Origin of the sequence: Leuconostoc fallax, assembly GCF_004354645.1 — a bacterium.
Lineage (GTDB): Bacteria > Bacillota > Bacilli > Lactobacillales > Lactobacillaceae > Leuconostoc_B > Leuconostoc_B fallax.
The window spans coordinates 38437-57404 of sequence record NZ_PUFI01000013.1 but is presented as its reverse complement, the minus strand read 5'-3'; the positions used below and the strand labels follow the sequence as shown (position 1 = coordinate 57404).

Sequence of the window (18968 nt, the reverse complement as noted above, 5' to 3'; positions counted from 1 at the left end):
CGGTGCCACCTTAGTTTGAAAACAGCGTTCACAAAAGAACACAGTTTTCACTCCTCCACACACTTCTAACAAAGTGTTGACAACTGACGTATGTCGCACGTTCAGAAGTACTTGATTAGATACTAATCTTTCATCTGACCCTCAATGGTCCATTTGCCAATTTGCATTTCGGTTCAGCTCTCAGCCCCCTGAACTCTCTTTGCGCGCATCATTGGTTTGATCTCCATATCAACGGTTTGTTTCGGACGATTTACTTGTTGACATAACAATACAGTGAAATGATAAAAATGTCAAACTTTTAATGCAAATTAATATTAATTTTTTGTTTTATGAGGCTGATTCAAAAGAAACAGGCCGCAATTTTTTGTATTGTAATCTAAAGAATAACCACAGCAATAAGCTAAAGACAATAAATATGAGTAACAATATTTCAATATTAGGTGACATACCATTACCAATCATTAAGGTTTGCCGCAACCCATTAACAGCGTATGTTAATGGCAGATAAGGACTGATAGTTGTAAAAAATGAATTAGTCAGTTCTAGTGGATAGGTTCCACCTGAACCACCCAACTGTAGCACCATTAAAATCATCGCAAAGAAGGAGCCAATCTTACCAAATAAAACATTTAAACTTGTAACCAATGTCGTTAGAGCAAAGGAAATAGCAACTAACATCCAGTACGTATTGGTGTAACTCACAGCTTCCAAACCAACACATTTAACCATTAATATATACTCCAATGTTGCTTGTGCCCAGGCAAATGGATATAAAATCATCATTTTACTCAAAAACCATTGTCGCGCATTCTTTGGATACTGTTTTGGTGTATACATATCAAACATTAAGTTCAATGAAACGGCACCAACAAATAATGAAACAGACATCATATAAGGTGCCATTGCAGTCCCGTTATTCTTGACTGTATCGGTTTCAACATGTTTTGTTTTAGCAGGTTGCGCAATCTGTTGATCATTTTGATTACCATGATTGAGTTGTTGAACGGCATGACCTGCTCGACTTAATTTATCATGTAGCGTTTGATTGCCGTCATGTACCTTACCAACTGCTGTTGTTACTTTTTGAGCACCAGAAGCTAATTGCCCGGATCCTTGACTCAATTTATCAGCGCCAGTGGCTAATTTTGTAGCACCGGACGTCAGTTTTGGTCCATTATCAACCAATTGTCCTAATCCATTAGTCAATTGTTGGCTACCCGTTGTGAGCTGATGGACACCCGTAGACAGTGCAGGCAACTGATGATTGACTTGATTTAGACCAGTATTGACCTTAGCAGAGCCACTTTGAAGCTTAGCGCCCTTACTGTTCAACTGTTGTGTCCCTTGTGCCAAGGATTGACTACCATTAGACAAGGTACGAGCACCCTGTACTAACTCTGGCATCTTACCATCAAGGACAGCTAGACTACCAGCAATTCGTGTCGCCCCATTGTTTAAAGTTTCTGAGCGCTGGCTAAGTTGTGCTAAGCCCTGAGATAAATGATTCGCACCCACTGATAGTTGCGATACTTTGTCACTTAAACTACCTTGATTTTCTAAGGCCTGATAAATTCCGCCATATAATGTATTCGCATCATTAGCACTACCAAATTTAGCATTTAAATCTTTTATCGTCACTTTAACGGCGGTTGATGGTGTCGTATTTTCAGACTTATTCAGTTCGCTTGTGAGCACTGAAATTTGCTGCTTAGCATCCGCAATCGCAGCCTCTGTGCTCGTGCTTTGTTGTGTTGGCGCATTTTCATTGCTGCTTAAAGTAGATTTCAAAGCCGTAACTTGTTCTGCTGTTAGATGCTGTGTTTTAGCAACTTGGTCTATTTTTGATGCAATAGCCGCACTATCAGATTGCTTAGCTGGTTGTTGTGCTTGATTGCTCAAGGTTGTTAAATCATGGCTAATCGCTGTTAACGTTGTCGTTATGTTTGATGACGACTTTTGGCTTTGACTCGATTCATCTAATTGCTTTTCCAATTGTGAAAGGCCGTTTTGAAAATCTGATAGGTTTCGTGACAATGCGGCGCTTTGAGTTGAGGGTGTTTGATGATTAAGTGTTTGGTTGAGTTGTTCTAAAGCATCCGATAATTGCTTACTACTCTCGAAGGCCTTATTTGTACCACCTGTATAGCCTTGAACACCACTAACCAATTGACTTGCACCCGCATTCAATTGGTATACAGCCTGACCTAATTGACTGGTATTTTGAGAAAGTTGACCCATACCTTGATTTAATTTTTGTGCGCCTGAGTCGACACTAGATACACCATTAGTATAAGCAGCGATTCCGGTTGTTAATATATTAGATCCCTGACTAAGTTGTTGCATGCCTTGTGATAATTTGGGTACTTGCGTGTCCATCTTGCCAAGACCAGCTGATAAACGTTGACTCCCTTGTGATAATTTTTGCGTACCTACTGTATATTGACTCAATCCTTTTTCCAAAGTATTCGCACCATCTTTAAATACTAAGCTGCTACGTGATAGTTTATCAAGATTATGCGCAATTTGATCAGTCCCTGACTGAATACTTTTTGTCCCATTAGACAACTTACCGTTAGCTGTTGCTGCAGTACTCATACCCATTCCCATTTGTTGCATTTGATTCAATAATGTTTTGGCATATAATTTTGAGACATTGTCAGATATTTTTTGTGTTATTTTCTCGGCAGCGCTACCCGTCATTTTACTAGCAATAAAGCTATGTCCGGAACTTGTTTTGTAGGTTATCGTCATCTTCTGCGGGTGCTTATCCATCACGGTTGTAGCACTCTTTGACATATTATTTGGCATTTCTAATACCATATAATATTTACCGTTTTTCAAACCATCATCTGCTGCTTTTTGACTTGGAAATCTAAAATCCAAAGCACTAGAATCCTTCAAATTCTTTTCCAAATCATCGCCAATATTGATTGTTTTCCCATGATACTTGACAGCTTGATCATGATTAACCACAGCAACTGGCAAATTATCCACTTTCCCATATGTATCCCAAACAGAAACTAGAAATGTGACAGCATATATTGACGGAATAGCCAATATTGCAACTAAGACAATAATTAAAAATTTATTTTTCAAAAGATTTTTCCACTCAGAAAATAACATCTTATCTCCTTTTTATTCAACACGGTGTTCATTAAATATCTTTGACTATATTAATTAAAAAGTATAAGAATTACAATAAACAATTTTCGCGTTTATGTTGAATTAATCAACAACTTGTTGAATAATGTATTATGAAATCAAAAATTGAGGGGTTTTAAATTTGGAACACGCGAAGCAAGTTGAACAAACTAAAATTAAAATAAAAAAGGCCTTCATACAATTAATCCATGAAAAAGGGATGACTGCTCTAACTGTATCGGATATTACAAGGATCGCTGAAATTAACCGTGGTACTTTCTACACACACTATGTAGACAAATATGATTTATTATCGAGTATTGAAAATCATTTGTATCACAATATTCAGCAAGCCATGCATGAAGAGCTGACGGCCTATTCATCGTGGTCACATGATGAAATTCAAAATATTCTATCTTCACCATACAATGTTTTTATCCAAGCTTTAGGCTATATCGATAGTGAGCGTGAAACATTTCAAGCCATTTTATCTGATAATGGTGATCAAAATTTTATTAATCAAATTAAAACACTCATTGATCTTGAAATGACAGAAGGTCTGCATAAGCGGCATGGTGATTATTCTGATATTATGCCCCTCGATTACACAAAAGAAATTATTTTAAGCAGTCTCATCAATACCGTTACACATTGGTTGCGCAAACCCAATCCCGAAAGCCCTCAAATTGTTGCTGATATTCTACTCAAAAGCCGTTTCTTGTCACCACAACAGCTTTTAGTTTTTCCGGAAAGTAATCGATGAAACAACCGCGATTGATCGCCGGATATGTTAAGCTAAGATAAATTATTTATAATTAAGGGAGATTTTTAACAATATGTACAATTCAAATTTTCGCTATCCCGATAAAGCTGCCTATGAATACGTCACAGCCGCATTGGCTACCAAAGGTGTTACTTATCATGAGATTGCTAAAATTACTTATGACCTACAAAAACAATACTTACCAGACATTCCACTATCAGAATTTGAACAAGAAACCCAAAATGTTATGAAAAAACGCGAAGTACTTAGCAACGCTATGGTTGCCTTGGAACTCGATCGTTTGGCAACAGAAGGTTTGCTGAAACAGCCATTGCAAGATATCATTACAAATGATTCCTCGGTATTTGGCGTCGATGAAGGTTTAGCACTCAGTATTGCTAATATTTACGGTACGATTGGCGTAACCAACTATGGTTACACAGATAAAGTCAAGCATGGCATTATTAAGCAACTTGATGAAGATAAATCCGGTCATGTTAACACTTTCATTGATGACATCGTTGGTGCCCTCGCAACGGCCGTAGCTGCTAAAATTGCACATAAGTATGCATAAAAAAAGAACCCTCTCGGGTTCTTTTTTATTAATTTTTTATTAATAGCGTAATATCGCAACAGCCGGAGATTGGCTCTGAATGGCCTGTAAAGCAACCACTTCAATGTCACCACCCTGCTGCCAAACAATATCACTAATTTTTTCTATAATGTCATCTTGTAATTGATCAACAATGGTAAATTGACCTTCTTGGTCAGCGGTGAAATACCCCTCAAAACGGCTATCAGGCGAAACATATAAAGTTCTAATTTGACCGTTTGTGGCTGGTTCAATCATTGTATCAATCCGATCTAATACTAATTGTTGTCCCACTGCCTTATCATATTGTGCTGTCAATGATTGCGTGCGAAGTGCTTGCCACTGTGTTTGAATAACAGATACTGCATCACGAACTTCGGCTAATGTTAGCTTTGCTGGTGACTTATCAATGCTTAGCGCCTCACTAATGCGTTGTGACTTACTAACTTCACGATAAACCGCTTGTTGGCGTGGCTCAGCGAACAAAACGACTGGTATATTTTGATCGATATCTTCATGTTGTTGTAAATATTTTGAAACAGCTCTAAAGAAGTTGGTTTGATCCACTTCACGCTCATCATCTGCACTACTGTGGCCATGGAATGTTGCACCATGATTACGACTACCGCCTGAAGGACTTGCATTAAAGTTAACCATTCTATCAGTCTTTTCACTTCCCAATGCCTTTGTAAGGGTTGTGGGTGCGTTATCTGGGAAGGCCATTTCTGTTATGATACCATCGCGCACTTTATAATAAGCGAATGTTTTATTCTGTAAAGCTAATATATCAACTGTTGGATACACTTGTTCATCCGCAACTAACGGTAAAATAGCCGGTAAATCAGAAACGTGAACTTGTTCAATTTCAATATGCTTTAAATCCACAACAACCAGTTTTTGACTATTAGTAAAGATACCAACAGACTGACCTAAGTGCTGATCCCAAAAAGTACTATCCGATAGCACCTCTTGAAATTCATCGTTAAATAACTGCCACTCTTTATCCGTAAACTGTTGCTTAAATTTTTTTTCTGCTTGTTCAACCAACTGCTTAAAATGAAGTTTCTGCCACTCTAACCCTTTGGTTGCTTTACGAATTCGTAAATAAATCGAAATAAAAACCTCAGATTCATTGGTATTAAAAGCCTCAGACAATTGTTGCGTCAACGTGTTTTGCATAACAATACCCTCCTTGTCAGTTTCAACATCATATTATTCGATATATGCTTGCATCATGTGGATGCTTACCCTTAGTGTAACGTATGTCATACGTTTTACGCAAACGCTTACAATTACAATGACTACTCCGACAAAGTAGTATCACGTATGTCTATTTTTTTAGCATTAAGCGTCTGAACACGATACACCGCATATCCTAACATGAGACCTACCATTCCGGGAACAACCCAGCCCATCCCCTGCGCCGCTAACGGCACAACCTGATGATAAGTTGTCACAATTTGAGATACCCACCCTACTACTGATACTGGTGAATTAGATAAAGCATCTAAACATGCAGGACCTATCACAAAAACCATCACCATTTGATAAACAATCGCTGATCGATTGAAAAATTTTGCTAGTAATGATAAAGCAATCAAAGAAAGTGCAAATGGATACATCAACATCAAGACCGGCACTGCCCAAGCAACAATGTTGGTTAATCCAGCATTTGCCGTGATAAACGATCCAGCAGCGATAACCCGCAACCAGTTCAAATAACTCACTTTCGGAAATGCTTTGTGCATATCTTGTGCAAATGATGCAAATAATCCCATAGCTGTTGTAAAAACAGCTAAAGTTACCACAACACCTGTGAATAAAGTACCAAAATTACCAGCGTAATGCCCAACAATCTGTGCAAAAGTATCGCCACCATTAGCCGAAACCTTAAAAGCACCTAAACTTGATGTCCCCAGCAATACGAGCGCTGTATAAAATGCAGCTTCAACGACAATGCTCAGCATACCAGCTTTAGCTACCATTTTAGGTACCTCATCATCATGATAACCTAGACCTTTAACAGCGTAAACGACGGTCACCGCTAATGCCAATAAAGCGATACCATCCATTGTATTATAGCCATCTAAAAATCCTTGAAATACCGCATTTTGTTGATAAGCTGTATTGACCGTTTGTTGCAAGTTACCCATCGGTACAAGTAATGCAATACACAAAATGCCAACTAATAAAATTAAGAATAGCGGATTAAGATATTTACCAATCCATGATACAAGATTAGATTGTTTCACACTCAGCACATATGCTAAGCCAAAAAACAGAGCAGAAAAAATAAACATGCCACCGGTCTGAAGTGAACCCGGTAAAAACGGTGCCACACCCATTGAGAATGCTGTAGCAGCTGTCCGTGGTGTCCCAAAAAATGGACCAATCGTTAAATGTAGCATGACTAAAAATAATGTACCAAACCACGGTGCTACTGGTTTGGCAATATCATACACACCACGACTCCTTGTCACGCTGACTGCCAACATTGCCAAAAATGGCACCAATGTTCCAGTAACTAAAAATCCTAGGGTAGCTGGTAACCAATTCGCGCCGGCCAATTGACCGAGCTGTACTGGAAAAATTAAGTTTCCCGCACCAAAAAACATACCAAATATTAAAGAAGCGACTAAAATCGTCTTTCGCCAATGATGTTGTTGTGTCATATTCTCTCTTCTCCTTCAAATAACAAAAAACTCGATTAACTGTATGACTACAGCTAATCGAGTTACAAGTATCACTTATAAATTAATCAGTCAGCTGCGCATTATTGATGTGAATCATAATGCGCAACACTAAATATCAGCCCATTATGATTAGATAATAATAATGGCGCTGATAATCACTAATTCAGTTACGACGTTACTTGTGTACATTTGTTACCTTTTTCTTATTAAATAATAATTCAATTAAAACATTATCATAATATTTTGTCAATATATCTTAACATCTAACAAATAATATATTTATCGCTTAATTGCCACATCACCACTATCCGTGGTAATGACATATGATCCAGCCTTTCCTTTATGTGTGTAACTTGTTTGATCATCACCATGCTGATTAAACGCTGATAAGTCACCATCTAATGTTTTAGCAGTAACACTACTTGTACCAATAGAAGCCGAAATATCACCATCTTGTGTTGTGACGGCCAATCGATCAGTCAAGCGATTACCCAGTAAACTAATATCACCATCTGCTGTGTGTACTTCACCAGAATGAAGATCATTTTGATGCATACTCAAGTCGCCATCGCCAAGCTGAATTGTCAAACGATTATTAATTTGTGAATTTTGCATGGCTAAATCACCATCATCACTTTGAATCGTCGCCGTTGATGCGGTTACATCACTTAAATGGCCATCTACAATATCATTAAGCGTTAGATCATGCGTCACTTTTATATTTTTGAGATTGATATCAGCCACATGTTGAATGGCTATTTTATCCGATTGGATATCAGTTAGAAGAACATCACCGTTATTTTGCCCTGTGATTTGAATATCAGATAAATGCTGTGATTGTGGCAGAGTAATGGTGACTCCCCCTAGGCTATCCCAATTATTATAATGCCAAGAGAAACCACTGATATGGAATTCACCCTTGCTTTGATTTGCACCACTTGTCTGTTTATCAATAACTTTTAAATCATTTTTTGTGTGGTTAACCTCTGGTAATTCATGATAAGCCGTTGCTTTAACCGTAACCTTATCAACATCACCCTTAATAATTCGTACAGGTAGAGCCGTTGATACCTCAATATTTTTGACAGTGTCATAAGTATATGATTGTTGTAACATTTTTTCTTTTCGTGTTTTGCGATCAATCACTTTAAGGCCGTCATGCCAAGTAATCGTACTAGAAGCACCACCAAAAAGGAATCCAAACAAGGATAGCACAGCACCAATAATCATTAAACTCAATCCAATTTTAATACTTCGTTTCATGTTATTTCCTTCCTAATGCATATGCTTGCTATCGGTAAAACGACGATAAAGTGCTTTACTAAGTTGCGCTATTTTAGCGATTAGCCACTTCAGTAAACTCATCGTAACTGGTATGACGACTAACATAATACCTAAAATCAATAATCCACCGCCAATATAATATAATCCCGTCCAAATTGACTGTAACAAGATGCCAATACCGGCAATCACTAATACAAGACTTGTTATACCAAAAGTCGCAATAACCACAAACAAAGTGACGACTAATGCAAAGGCAACAGCAGCGCCTGTTACCAGAGCAATAAATACAGGTAAAGCTAATGGTGAAGCTAATAGTGCCAAGGCAATCCACCAAATTAACCTGATATTTGAGCGTGAATTTTTATTATCCGAATAATTAGTTGATGTCTCATCTGCCTTAATCGAATAGTCGGCTAAAATTTTCCGTGATAATTGTTTTGGTGTGCCTAATTCATCAATGCATTGTTGATATGTTGTCAAATCAGCATCCATCAAATATTCACGATAAAAATCCATCGCTTCATCTTTATCTGACGGCCGCAACTGATGCAATAGTTGCTCTAATTCAGCTAAATAATTCTCCATCTGCTTATCTCTCTTTCAATAGTGCGTCAATATTTGCTTGGAATATTACCCAATCCTGACGTATGCGTGTCAATTCATCACGACCCTGTGCGGTAATTTGATAGTAACGCCGATTTCGACCTTGATAAGGTTGGTCATAAGTTGTGACGAATTGATTATTTTTTAATCGCCTTAATACAGGATATAACGTGGACTCCGAAACAGAGATTGTTGCCTGTATTCTTTGTGTAAGCGCGTAACCATAATAGTCTTCTTGGTCTAATACGGCTAGAACACAGCCATCCAATAATTCTGAACTCATTTGAATTGCCATACTTATTTTCTCCAATACTATACGACATATAATATATGTTCAAAAATAGTATATTAATCTTTCATTATTTTGTCAATAAAAAATGGCAAGTCAACGACTTACCATTTTTAACGATATTAATTTGTGCTGGCAACTTTGATTTTAGCGCCGATAAGTTTTTCATACACATAGCTCACATCATTTGGATGGTAAAAGCCATGCATCTTACCAACTTCTTCAAACCCAACTTTTTTAATAAGATATTGCATTTTGTCATTGTCTTGATGCGTATCAATACGAATACTAGTTATTTCTGGATGGTGCTGCTCAATATAATTGAATAACGCTTCAAACAAACGCGAAGCATATCCCTTGCCCTTATGATGAGAATAAATTGCAACACGATGAATGCTCATGTATTGTGCTGTCGTGTCTGACCATTCACCGGTCATCGCATCATAAGCTTCATCAGGCGCTTTTATAATCGCTGCTGTTCCGACTGTTTCATGATCTTCACTATCAAAAATAAAGGCTTGTCCCTTAGCAATATCTTGATCAATAACTGACATCTTAGGATATTCAGTTTGCCATTGATCAATGCCTGCATCAGACAATTGCTGTTTACCGTCTAAGATAATATTAAAAATTAGTTGACGTTCTTTTTCTGTTGCTTGATGTAAATGCATAGTAACTGCCCCTTTATTTATAAGATTCGGGTCGTGCATCATAATCACAAATGCACCTTTACTATGCTAATATATTGCCTGTATTATATCAACCAGCCTTCAACACTGAAAATAGCTTGTATGAGAATGACGGTTAATGGCCTTTATATTTTTCTAATTTTCCAATTATTTTGTTTTCTAAAATCACACTAATATACATAAAATCTGAATGTTCGTAATCCTATCAAATTCGCTATAATAAATGCAATATGTTATTTTTTTAAAACTGGAGAACATTCACAATGACATTCTATTCATATCATTATTTAATTAAGCAATCGACACAGTATACATTGATTCAGATGTCATTTTTAATTTTAATTATTGTGAGCGTAGGCATTAGTGCTTTGCTATGGTACCGACACCGCTCAGACCTAAAATATCGTGATTTATTTATTATCGGTATTCTCGCATTCATTTTACTCGTGGGTATGCAGATCAGCGAATGGCAAACGATGAAATCAACCTCATCCCAACAGAGTCAGACCACACAAATTTTAAAACGTGTAGCACATGATCAACATCAACCATTATCACGAGTCTGGACTAATACTCGTACTGCTACAAATGGGATGTTAGTCAAAATCGATACTAAATTTTATCAGGTTAATCTTTCAGATGATGGTCAATCCATTACACTGACACCAGCCATTACCATTAATCAAAAAATAGAATATATCAATGAGGTGAAATAATAATGGGATCATATTGGGAAGTCACAATTAAACTTGCTTTAGGTTTATTAACCATTATTATCCAAATTAACCTTTCTGGGAAAAGTAATTTAGCCCCAGTTAGTGCGTTAGATCAAGTACAAAATTATGTACTTGGTGCCATTGTGGGTGGGATGATTTATAGTTCAGCAATTACTATTTTGCAATATTTCTTAGTCTTATTAATTTGGACACTCTTAGTGCTTATTTTGCGTTTTACCACCAATCATAATCGTTACATTAAAAAATTTATAGATGGGCAACCACAAATCATTATCACAAACGGCCAACTAGATGTTGATTCAGCCCTAAAACACGGTTTAAGCGCCAATGATTTGAGTTTGAAATTAAGAAGTAGCGGTGTTGCGAGTTTAACGGATGTCAGTTTAGCCGTATTAGAACAAAACGGGCAACTTACTGTAATGACGACGGATGATGAAGCGATTCGTTATCCAATAATCACCGATGGACAACTCAATCCTGCTGTACTCACCGCCACTGGCCATGATGAAGCTTGGCTTACCGACTATCTGAAACAACACGATTATACGATTACAGATATTTATTTGGCAACGTACGCTAATCACGAGCTTTATTTTTTCCCTTATTCAAAATAAAAACTGGTAAACAGATTTGTTTATCAGTTTTTTATTTCTATTAGAATCCTTGGAATAATCGATCAATGTCATCATATTCATCAGATGTTAATGTCAATAGTGCTGCTTTAGCGTTGTCTTGTACTTGCTGCGCATCTCTTGCCCCTGGAATAACAACACCAATATCTGGATTAGTCATATACCAAGCCAAAACAACTTGTGCAATAGTTGCCGCATGTTGATTAGCTATTGTTTTAAGATCTTCTAACGCTGACATGATGTGCTGATATTTTGCCACTGGATATTGCTTAAACTTTGGCTGATCTTCCTGTCGGTATCTGCCCGTTAATAGGCCTTGGGCTAGCGGAAAATAAGGCACAAATGTAATATGATGCGCTTTCAAATATGGCCATAAGGATTGCTCAGCATCACGATGTACCAAGCTATAATGGTCTTCAACAATATCGATATCATGATTGACATTAGCTTCTTTAATTTGATCTAATGTAAAGTTAGAAAGCCCAATGGCTCTGATTTTACCTTGTGCTTTAAGTTCAGACAGAGCCGCAACAGCTTTATCTTTTGGTGTATTATCATCTGGAAAATGAATATAAAAAATATCAATATAATCTGTTTTTAAACGTTCCAATGCCTGGTCAACAGCGCGTCTTAGAAATTCTGGGTCATTATTAAATGTTAAATCATGATCAGGATCTTGCGCTGCCTTTGTAGCTAAAATAATATCAGAACGATTATACTGTCGTAAAACATCTCCAATAATCGTTTCAGATTGTCCTAGCCCATACATGTATGCCGTATCTAGCATTTGGATGCCTGAGTCCAGGGCAGTTGTAATCACGTCCGCACCTGCTCGATCATTTAAACCTGAGAAAAGATTATGTCCACCCACTTTATTAGTGCCTAACCCTAGTTTACCGGTTTTAATATCACTGTTACCAATTACTATTTTTTGCATACATGATACTCCTTTCATTGATTGCATTGGTTGCTTATAGTCCATTTTAAAATAAACAAATAAAAACACACCAAATACTGCTCAGCATTGGCATGTTTTTCATCGAAAATACAATCTCAATTTTGCGTTCCTTCTAATGGGCCTTCCTTATCGATTGCATCTGCTTTAGTTGTTTCGTTCGTTCCTTTGGCATGCTTAACAGGTGAATAAACTGAAAAGACCTTCATGGTTTCATCACCAGCATTAATTACATTGTGCCACGTATCGTCAGGAATAATCACAACATCACCGGCGTGTACTTCTTTATCCACCGTTAATTTGTTCTTATCTTTACCCATTTTCACACGACCAACACCTGAAACCATGTAAATAATCTGATCATTATCATGATGCTTTTCCATACCAATATCACCGCCACCAGCTGGTATCGCCATCAATGTAATCTGAACATGTTCCCCAGTCCATAATGTTGTCCGATAATTATCATTGGCTAATGCTGCATCATGCAAATTCTCTGCAAATGGTAAAGGACCATAATCCTTTAATTCCAATTCATCATTATGTGTCATTAGTAATCCTCCTTTCCCTTAGAATAACACCAAATCACTACGATGTACAAAAATCTCATGAGCAATTGACACAGTTTTAGCATCTTGCATGCATGAATCATATTCGATATGCTAATGAATAACAAAATCAAAAAAGAGGGTCCCTATGTCGATATCAAGCTATCACAATGGTGATTTATTATTTGTCCAAGCTTCCCAACAACCACTGTCACAAATGATTGCCCAAAGCACACAAAATCAGACCACAGTAAACGTGAACTATACACATGTTGCGATATTGGAAAAATCTCACGACAATTTTTTTGTGATGCATGCGACCCATAATAAAGGTTGTATACGACAAAAATTAACTGATTTTTTGCATGACCAAGATACTAATGTCGATGTTTATCGTCTCTGTCAGAAAAAGTTAAATTATGACACGATTATAAACCGAGCAAAAGCATTATTAGGCTCACCTTACAATACTAGTTTTGATCCCGATGAACCAGGTTACTATTGCTCGAGTTTTATTTATGAAATTTTTAAACCTGAACATTTTTTTAATCTTATTCCCATGCAGTTTGGACCAAGAAATACAGTGTTACCTGATTGGAAGCGATACTATGCGCTGTTACATTTACCAATTCCCAATGGTAAATTAGGCAACAATCCGAATTCACTACTTCAGGATCAACGCTTCCAATTAATTTCACAAATACGCATATAAAAAGCGCTCGCATCAAAGATGCGGCGCTTTTTATATGGATAAATAATCAATAACCTTTATTTAAAATCATCTTATTCAAAATCTTTTCAAGGGGCCAATAAAGTATACCTGCCAAAACAATCGTTGTGACACAATTAATGACCGTTGGAAAAACAGATGCTAAAGACAACGAAACAGCGGTAGGTGCATTGGTACCAATAATGAGTGCTTTCACAAAATTATGTAACAAGGTCATTATCAATTTAGCAATACTTGCTATCAATAAAATCATCATGAGCCGAGTAAATGTCTTATGTGTTGAAAAATCAACTAAACGCCAAGTACCAATGGCTGCAGCACCCACAATAAATATTTCTATGAAATAATATGGCGCTTCAACCGCATAGCCACTCAAAATATCAAAAATAGCAAACCCTATTCCCGCAGCTAAGGCACCGTGACGATATCCCATGAGTAAAACTGAAAGGATGGCAACAGTATTCCCTACATGCACAAATGGGCTCCCAATAGCTGCCGGCATAGGCACTCTAATACTTGTTCCCAATGCAGTCATAGCTGCAAAAAAAGCAACTAAAACTACCGTCATAATGTATGTCTTCTTCTCCATAGTCGACTCCCAAATCTTAAGTGTCCGTGCCCAACGTTAGCTTGGCACGCGTTACTTAAAATTATAATACGATGAGTATTATATTGCTAATTTTTATTTTTTTATAATGTCTATTAAATTAGTAAAGTCCAAGTGAAATCCGTGCATAGCGGCTCATTTTATCAATATTCCAGGCCGGTTCCCAAACCAGGTTAATATTGACAGCTTTAATTTCTGGTAAAGCCATTAATGCCTGGCGAATCATATCTTCTAAAACTTCCACTAATGGACAGCCCATTGTTGTAAGTGTCATCTCAACATTTGCTGTTCCAGTATCTTCAATGAAATCAACATGGTAAATCAAGCCAAGATTAACAATATCAATTCTCAATTCTGGATCAATGACTGTCTGTAATGCTTCTAAAATATCAGTTTCTATCGTCTCTGACATGCTCTCTCCCTATTTATCCTACTGAACCCACCATCTCAAATTTCATAAGCCGATTTAATTCAACCGCATACTCCATTGGTAATTCTTTAGTGAACGGCTCAACAAACCCCATAATAATCATTTCGGTTGCTTTTTTAGCGGAAATACCACGTGTCATCAGATAATATAATTGTTCTTCTGATACGCGTGATACTTTAGCTTCATGCTCTAAAGCCACATCCCCATTTAAAATTTCATTATATGGAATGGTATCTGCTGATGATTCATCATCAACAATAATCGTATCGCACTCCACATGTGCAAAAGCACCACTCGCTTCACGGCCAAATTTAACCGTACCACGATAATCTGTTGCGCCTCCATCGTGTGCAATTGACTTTGAAATAATTGACGACGACGTATTTTTAGCATTATGAATCATTTTGGCACCTGAATCCAAATGCACACCCTGACCCGCCACAGCAATAGATAACATTGTGCCGCGTGCCCCTTCGCCATTCAAATATACAGCAGGATATTTCATTGTCGTTTTAGAACCAAAATTACCGTCTACCCATTCCATAGTGGCATTGTCTAATGCATACGCACGCTTCGTTTCCAAAGAGTAAACATTATTTGACCAATTTTGAATTGTTGTATAACGGCAATAACCATCTCTTTTAACAATAACCTCAACGACTGCTGCGTGTAATGCGTCACCAGAGTATGTTGGTGCTGAACACCCTTCAACATAATCCACATGTGCCCCTTCATCAACAATAATTAACGTCCGTTCAAATTGCCCTTCATTTTCCGTATTAATACGAAAATATGACTGAATTGGTGTTGTGACATGAACGCCTTTTGGTACATAAATAAACGTACCACCAGACCATGCTGCTGCGTTCAAAGCTGCCAATTTATTATCTGTTGGTTTCACTATTTTGCCAAAATATTCCCGCAATAAATCGGGATATTTTTGTACGGCAGTATCCGTGTCAGTGAAAATAATGCCTGTTTTTTCAAATTCTGCTTTCATCCGATGATAAACCACTTCGGATTCATATTGTGCAGATGACCCAGCTAACCATTTACGCTCTGATTCTGGGACACCTAAACGTTCAAACGTTTCTTTTAATTCTATTGGCACATCATCCCAATCGCGATATTGCTGATCTGTCGGTTTATTGTAGTAATAAATTTCATCAAAATCAATCGCACTCAAATCTGGCCCCCACGTTTGCATGGGCATCTGCTGATAAGCCGCAAAAGCGCGCAGACGATAATCCAACATCCATTCAGGCTCATTTTTTTTGGCTGAAATTTGACGGATAATCTTTTCATTTAATCCTTTTCCTGTTGAAAAAACCGGCTTATGATGATCTTGAAAATCTGCATTACTCTGTGTTTTCTGTTGAATTGCTTGCTTTGTTTTTTCAATAGCATTCTGACGATCAATTTCCATTAACTTCCCCCTTGTTCTGCTAACGCATCTTCTAAGGCCTGCCAAGGTAACTTGGCACATTTAATTCTTGCCGGGAATTGCTGGACTCCAGCTAATAATTGCGCATCTTTCAAGTCACCTACTTCTGATTTTTCCCCCATCAACATCTTAGAAAAAGATTGTATCAGTTGCCTTGCTTTGACAATTGGCTGGTTCATCACCAAATCTGTCATCATCGAAGCTGATGCTTTAGAAATGGCACATCCTTCACCCTTAAATGCAATGGCTTTAATTTTATGGTCTGTGGATAGAACTAATGATAAGTAAATAACATCCCCACAAGAAGGATTATAGCGTGTCATCCTGACACTTGGATCTTCACATTCACCATAATGATGGGGATGTGCAGCATGTGTCATAATAACTTGACGATACAAATCATCCAAATGATCTAATCCCATGATTAAAATACTCCTTCGTAGCCATAATACTGTCAACTAACTTATCCGCATCAGCCATCGTATTATATATGTAAAAACTAGCACGCGCTGTAGCAGAAGCGTTCAAATAATGCATTAAAGGTTGGGCACAGTGGTGTCCTGCTCGAATCGCCACCCCCTGTTGGTCCAATGCAGTGGCCAAATCATGCGGATGCAACTGATCAACGTTAAAAGCAATTACACCAGAATGGTTAGCAGCTTGTGGCCCGTAAACGCGCACGCCATCAATTTCTGATAATTTGGGTAAAATATAATTCACCAAATCTTTCTCATGTTGTTGCACATTATCCATCCCAATCTGGTTAAGATAATCAATTGCTACACCTAAGCCAATCGCACCCGCAACATTCGGTGTACCAGCTTCGAATTTCCACGGTAATGGTTGAAACGTTGCATCCAGCAAGCCAACACGTTCAATCATCTCTCCACCAAATTGTGCTGGTGGCATGGCCTCTAGTAGCTGTCGTTTGCCATACAATACACCAATCCCCATCGGTCCCAGCATTTTATGGCCTGAAAAAGCAAAGAAGTCAGCCTGAATCTGCTGAACATCAACGGGCATATGTGGTGTTGATTGCGCACCATCAACAACAATAACCGCACCCTGTTGATGTGCTAAGTCTGCTAGCTTTTTTATCGGGTTAACAACACCCAAAACATTGGAAGCATGCGCTACGGCTACGATTTTAGTACGAGATGTGATTTGTTTTTGTGCATCTGCCATATTCAAAGTACCATCTTCATTCAGCGCAATATATTTTAACTTGGCATTTACTTTTTTGGCGAGCTGTTGCCACGGCACAATATTGGCATGATGTTCCATATATGACAACACAATTTCATCACCATCATGAACATTTGCTATCCCATAAGTACACGCTATCCAATTGAGAGATTCAGTTGTGCCACGAGTAAATAACACTTCTTCACGTTGCTGTGCGTGAAGAAATGCTGTCACTTTATCGCGCGCTTGTTCATAAGCCTCAGTAGCATGCTGTGATAGTTCATAAATACCACGATGAACGTTAGCGTTACTCAATTGGTAATATTTGGTAATGGCATCAATGACGACTTGTGGTTTTTGTGAAGTCGCAGCATTATCAAGATAAACCATATCGTGTTGATGCATTTGTTGCTGAAGGATTGGAAAATCATTTTTATTGATGTGCATCTTTTAACTGCCTTTCAATATCTTCAATAATCGATTCTCGAACGACCTGATGTGGTATTTGGGCTAAGATGGGCCCCATAAAGCCACGAATCACCAAGCGTCGTGCAACCTTTTCACATAAGCCACGACTCATTAGATAATAAAGTTGTGCTGCATTCATACGACCAACAGAAGCAGCATGCCCTGCAGTAACATCGCTTTCATCAATCAAAAGCAACGGATTAGCATCCCCCCGTGCCTTTTTAGACAACATCAAAATACGCGATTCTTGCTGTGCATCAGCACCTTTTGCACCTTTAATAATATTCCCAACACCATTAAACACGAGAGCAGCATGATCTAAAATGACACCGCGCTGTAAAATGTGGCCGATAGTATGCCGGCCACGATTACTAACACGAGTATTGATCCCTTGGACTTGTTTTTGGGATACCATAGCCATGACGTTAGCATGCGTTTGCGCGCCTTGTCCACTCAACATCGTGTCTAAATGCATGACCATATTGCCACGATTGAATTCAGCTTGTGCCCAATTTAATTGCGCATTATCAGCTAATAAGGCACTGCGATTTAGATAACCACTTGTGTTTGCTGATAGGGCATCAATCGCACTGTATTGAACATTTGCGCCAGCATCCAAAAAGACTTCAATCACCGTGGAGCTTTTAATAGTTGCTTCTCCCATGGTACGTAGCTGTTGCAAGATTGTACATTGTGCATTTTTACCGACATAAATGAGTATGCGTTGCACCGCGTCGCCAGTTGTTGTCGCATTTTGTACCAAAACAAGCTGCAACAACGATTGAATCACCACATTGTCGGGAATGTAAACAAAAATACCAGCATTATACTGCAATAAATTTTGAGCGCTAAGACGATCTTGATCTGCTGGAATCACGGATGATAGGTAGCGTTGTACCAATTGTGGATAATCCTTTTTCGCTGCTTGTATGGACATGACTAAAACACCAGCATTGATTAATTCTTGCGGTAAATACTGATGACCGGCTTGTGTCCCCAATATTTCAATTCCTACATCTTCTGCTGTCAAGAAGTGTGCGTTTGATATCGCTTTTTGAACAGGCATAAGCTGATCTAAGTGCCAACTCGCGTATTTTACTTTTGGAAAATTGGGCAATGGTAATTGTTGTGCAGCCGTAAGAGAGATGTCTTGCTTTTGATATTTAGTCATGTGTGTT

20 protein-coding genes are annotated in these 18968 nt (G+C 38.0%); 5 read left to right on the top strand and 15 right to left on the bottom strand.

Annotated features, from left to right (window positions below):
* Window positions 1-327: 327 nt before the first annotated feature.
* On the bottom strand, window positions 328-3123 hold the full coding sequence (locus tag C5L23_RS04110) for a YhgE/Pip domain-containing protein (RefSeq protein WP_010006687.1): 2796 nt from the start codon (window positions 3121-3123) through the stop codon (window positions 328-330).
* A gap of 160 nt (window positions 3124-3283) precedes the next feature.
* Between C5L23_RS04110 and C5L23_RS04105 the strand changes: the two genes are divergently transcribed.
* Together C5L23_RS04105 and C5L23_RS04100 are read left to right on the top strand one after the other, a co-directional pair.
* Complete coding sequence (locus tag C5L23_RS04105) at window positions 3284-3904, top strand: TetR/AcrR family transcriptional regulator (protein WP_010006688.1); 621 nt, start codon at window positions 3284-3286, stop codon at window positions 3902-3904.
* 73 nt (window positions 3905-3977) lie between these two features.
* Window positions 3978-4478, top strand: a complete 501-nt coding sequence (locus C5L23_RS04100) for a phosphatidylglycerophosphatase A family protein (RefSeq protein WP_010006689.1) — start codon at window positions 3978-3980, stop codon at window positions 4476-4478.
* A gap of 39 nt (window positions 4479-4517) precedes the next feature.
* Here the strand turns inward: C5L23_RS04100 and C5L23_RS04095 are convergent, their stop codons facing one another.
* The 6 genes from C5L23_RS04095 to C5L23_RS04070 form a co-directional block, all read right to left on the bottom strand.
* Entirely contained in the window at window positions 4518-5675 is a 1158-nt protein-coding gene (locus tag C5L23_RS04095; RefSeq protein WP_133264322.1) for a baeRF6 domain-containing protein, read from the bottom strand.
* Between the two features lie 122 nt (window positions 5676-5797).
* A complete protein-coding gene (gene brnQ, locus C5L23_RS04090) occupies window positions 5798-7168 on the bottom strand; it encodes a branched-chain amino acid transport system II carrier protein (RefSeq protein WP_133264321.1) in 1371 nt (456 codons plus the stop codon).
* Window positions 7169-7468: 300 nt separating this feature from the next.
* Complete coding sequence (locus C5L23_RS04085; RefSeq protein WP_010006695.1) at window positions 7469-8452, bottom strand: DUF4097 family beta strand repeat-containing protein; 984 nt, start codon at window positions 8450-8452, stop codon at window positions 7469-7471.
* A 12-nt stretch (window positions 8453-8464) separates the two neighbouring features.
* Window positions 8465-9058 (bottom strand): DUF1700 domain-containing protein, encoded by a 594-nt coding sequence (locus C5L23_RS04080; protein ID WP_010006696.1) that lies wholly within the window; start codon window positions 9056-9058, stop codon window positions 8465-8467.
* A 4-nt stretch (window positions 9059-9062) separates the two neighbouring features.
* Complete coding sequence (locus C5L23_RS04075) at window positions 9063-9371, bottom strand: PadR family transcriptional regulator (protein WP_010006698.1); 309 nt, start codon at window positions 9369-9371, stop codon at window positions 9063-9065.
* 116 nt (window positions 9372-9487) lie between these two features.
* The gene (locus C5L23_RS04070; RefSeq protein WP_010006700.1) at window positions 9488-10036 is read right to left on the bottom strand and encodes a GNAT family N-acetyltransferase; all 549 of its coding nucleotides are present in this window, start codon (window positions 10034-10036) and stop codon (window positions 9488-9490) included.
* 281 nt (window positions 10037-10317) lie between these two features.
* Between C5L23_RS04070 and C5L23_RS04065 the strand changes: the two genes are divergently transcribed.
* Window positions 10318-10770 carry a DUF3290 family protein gene (locus C5L23_RS04065; RefSeq protein WP_010006701.1) on the top strand — a complete coding sequence of 151 codons (453 nt, stop codon included), beginning with the start codon at window positions 10318-10320 and terminating at the stop codon, window positions 10768-10770.
* A 2-nt stretch (window positions 10771-10772) separates the two neighbouring features.
* Window positions 10773-11405: a DUF421 domain-containing protein gene (locus tag C5L23_RS04060; RefSeq protein WP_133264320.1), complete on the top strand. Its 633-nt coding sequence runs from the start codon at window positions 10773-10775 to the stop codon at window positions 11403-11405.
* Window positions 11406-11445: 40 nt separating this feature from the next.
* On the opposite strand, the gene C5L23_RS04055 is transcribed toward C5L23_RS04060, so the two are convergent.
* Window positions 11446-12360 (bottom strand): aldo/keto reductase, encoded by a 915-nt coding sequence (locus C5L23_RS04055; RefSeq protein WP_010006703.1) that lies wholly within the window; start codon window positions 12358-12360, stop codon window positions 11446-11448.
* Window positions 12361-12476: 116 nt separating this feature from the next.
* Window positions 12477-12929 carry a cupin domain-containing protein gene (locus C5L23_RS04050; RefSeq protein WP_010006705.1) on the bottom strand — a complete coding sequence of 151 codons (453 nt, stop codon included), beginning with the start codon at window positions 12927-12929 and terminating at the stop codon, window positions 12477-12479.
* 145 nt (window positions 12930-13074) lie between these two features.
* On the opposite strand from C5L23_RS04050, the gene C5L23_RS04045 reads away from it, so the two are divergent.
* Window positions 13075-13638 (top strand): YiiX/YebB-like N1pC/P60 family cysteine hydrolase, encoded by a 564-nt coding sequence (locus tag C5L23_RS04045; RefSeq protein ID WP_133264319.1) that lies wholly within the window; start codon window positions 13075-13077, stop codon window positions 13636-13638.
* Between the two features lie 46 nt (window positions 13639-13684).
* On the opposite strand, the gene C5L23_RS04040 is transcribed toward C5L23_RS04045, so the two are convergent.
* The 6 genes from C5L23_RS04040 to sufD all read right to left on the bottom strand — a co-directional run bounded on the left by C5L23_RS04040 (window position 13685) and on the right by sufD (window position 18961).
* A complete protein-coding gene (locus C5L23_RS04040) occupies window positions 13685-14245 on the bottom strand; it encodes an ECF transporter S component (RefSeq protein WP_133264318.1) in 561 nt (186 codons plus the stop codon).
* Window positions 14246-14363: 118 nt separating this feature from the next.
* Entirely contained in the window at window positions 14364-14675 is a 312-nt protein-coding gene (locus tag C5L23_RS04035; RefSeq protein WP_010006710.1) for a metal-sulfur cluster assembly factor, read from the bottom strand.
* A gap of 13 nt (window positions 14676-14688) precedes the next feature.
* Complete coding sequence (gene sufB / locus C5L23_RS04030; RefSeq protein WP_133264317.1) at window positions 14689-16119, bottom strand: Fe-S cluster assembly protein SufB; 1431 nt, start codon at window positions 16117-16119, stop codon at window positions 14689-14691.
* Window positions 16119-16559: a Fe-S cluster assembly sulfur transfer protein SufU gene (gene sufU, locus C5L23_RS04025; RefSeq protein WP_010006714.1), complete on the bottom strand. Its 441-nt coding sequence runs from the start codon at window positions 16557-16559 to the stop codon at window positions 16119-16121. The genes sufB and sufU overlap by 1 nt, the downstream gene beginning before the upstream one ends.
* The gene (locus C5L23_RS04020; protein WP_010006716.1) at window positions 16537-17769 is read right to left on the bottom strand and encodes a cysteine desulfurase; all 1233 of its coding nucleotides are present in this window, start codon (window positions 17767-17769) and stop codon (window positions 16537-16539) included. Before C5L23_RS04020 ends, sufU begins: the two co-directional genes overlap by 23 nt.
* Window positions 17756-18961, bottom strand: a complete 1206-nt coding sequence (gene sufD, locus C5L23_RS04015; RefSeq protein WP_010006719.1) for a Fe-S cluster assembly protein SufD — start codon at window positions 18959-18961, stop codon at window positions 17756-17758. The genes C5L23_RS04020 and sufD overlap by 14 nt, the downstream gene beginning before the upstream one ends.
* Window positions 18962-18968: the final 7 nt, after the last annotated feature.

Bases quoted from the DNA above. Each gene is read 5' to 3' on its own strand.
- C5L23_RS04110 (WP_010006687.1), bottom strand. From the start codon at position 3,123: ATGTTATTTTCTGAGTGGAAAAATCTTTTGAAAAATAAATTTTTAATT.
- C5L23_RS04100 (WP_010006689.1), top strand. From the start codon at position 3,978: ATGTACAATTCAAATTTTCGCTATCCCGATAAAGCTGCCTATGAATAC.
- C5L23_RS04095 (WP_133264322.1), bottom strand. From the start codon at position 5,675: ATGCAAAACACGTTGACGCAACAATTGTCTGAGGCTTTTAATACCAAT.
- brnQ (WP_133264321.1), bottom strand. From the start codon at position 7,168: ATGACACAACAACATCATTGGCGAAAGACGATTTTAGTCGCTTCTTTA.
- C5L23_RS04085 (WP_010006695.1), bottom strand. From the start codon at position 8,452: ATGAAACGAAGTATTAAAATTGGATTGAGTTTAATGATTATTGGTGCT.
- C5L23_RS04080 (WP_010006696.1), bottom strand. From the start codon at position 9,058: ATGGAGAATTATTTAGCTGAATTAGAGCAACTATTGCATCAGTTGCGG.
- C5L23_RS04075 (WP_010006698.1), bottom strand. From the start codon at position 9,371: ATGGCAATTCAAATGAGTTCAGAATTATTGGATGGCTGTGTTCTAGCC.
- C5L23_RS04070 (WP_010006700.1), bottom strand. From the start codon at position 10,036: ATGCATTTACATCAAGCAACAGAAAAAGAACGTCAACTAATTTTTAAT.
- C5L23_RS04065 (WP_010006701.1), top strand. From the start codon at position 10,318: ATGACATTCTATTCATATCATTATTTAATTAAGCAATCGACACAGTAT.
- C5L23_RS04060 (WP_133264320.1), top strand. From the start codon at position 10,773: ATGGGATCATATTGGGAAGTCACAATTAAACTTGCTTTAGGTTTATTA.
- C5L23_RS04055 (WP_010006703.1), bottom strand. From the start codon at position 12,360: ATGCAAAAAATAGTAATTGGTAACAGTGATATTAAAACCGGTAAACTA.
- C5L23_RS04050 (WP_010006705.1), bottom strand. From the start codon at position 12,929: ATGACACATAATGATGAATTGGAATTAAAGGATTATGGTCCTTTACCA.
- C5L23_RS04045 (WP_133264319.1), top strand. From the start codon at position 13,075: ATGTCGATATCAAGCTATCACAATGGTGATTTATTATTTGTCCAAGCT.
- C5L23_RS04040 (WP_133264318.1), bottom strand. From the start codon at position 14,245: ATGGAGAAGAAGACATACATTATGACGGTAGTTTTAGTTGCTTTTTTT.
- C5L23_RS04035 (WP_010006710.1), bottom strand. From the start codon at position 14,675: ATGTCAGAGACGATAGAAACTGATATTTTAGAAGCATTACAGACAGTC.
- sufB (WP_133264317.1), bottom strand. From the start codon at position 16,119: ATGGAAATTGATCGTCAGAATGCTATTGAAAAAACAAAGCAAGCAATT.
- sufU (WP_010006714.1), bottom strand. From the start codon at position 16,559: ATGGGATTAGATCATTTGGATGATTTGTATCGTCAAGTTATTATGACA.
- C5L23_RS04020 (WP_010006716.1), bottom strand. From the start codon at position 17,769: ATGCACATCAATAAAAATGATTTTCCAATCCTTCAGCAACAAATGCAT.
- sufD (WP_010006719.1), bottom strand. From the start codon at position 18,961: ATGACTAAATATCAAAAGCAAGACATCTCTCTTACGGCTGCACAACAA.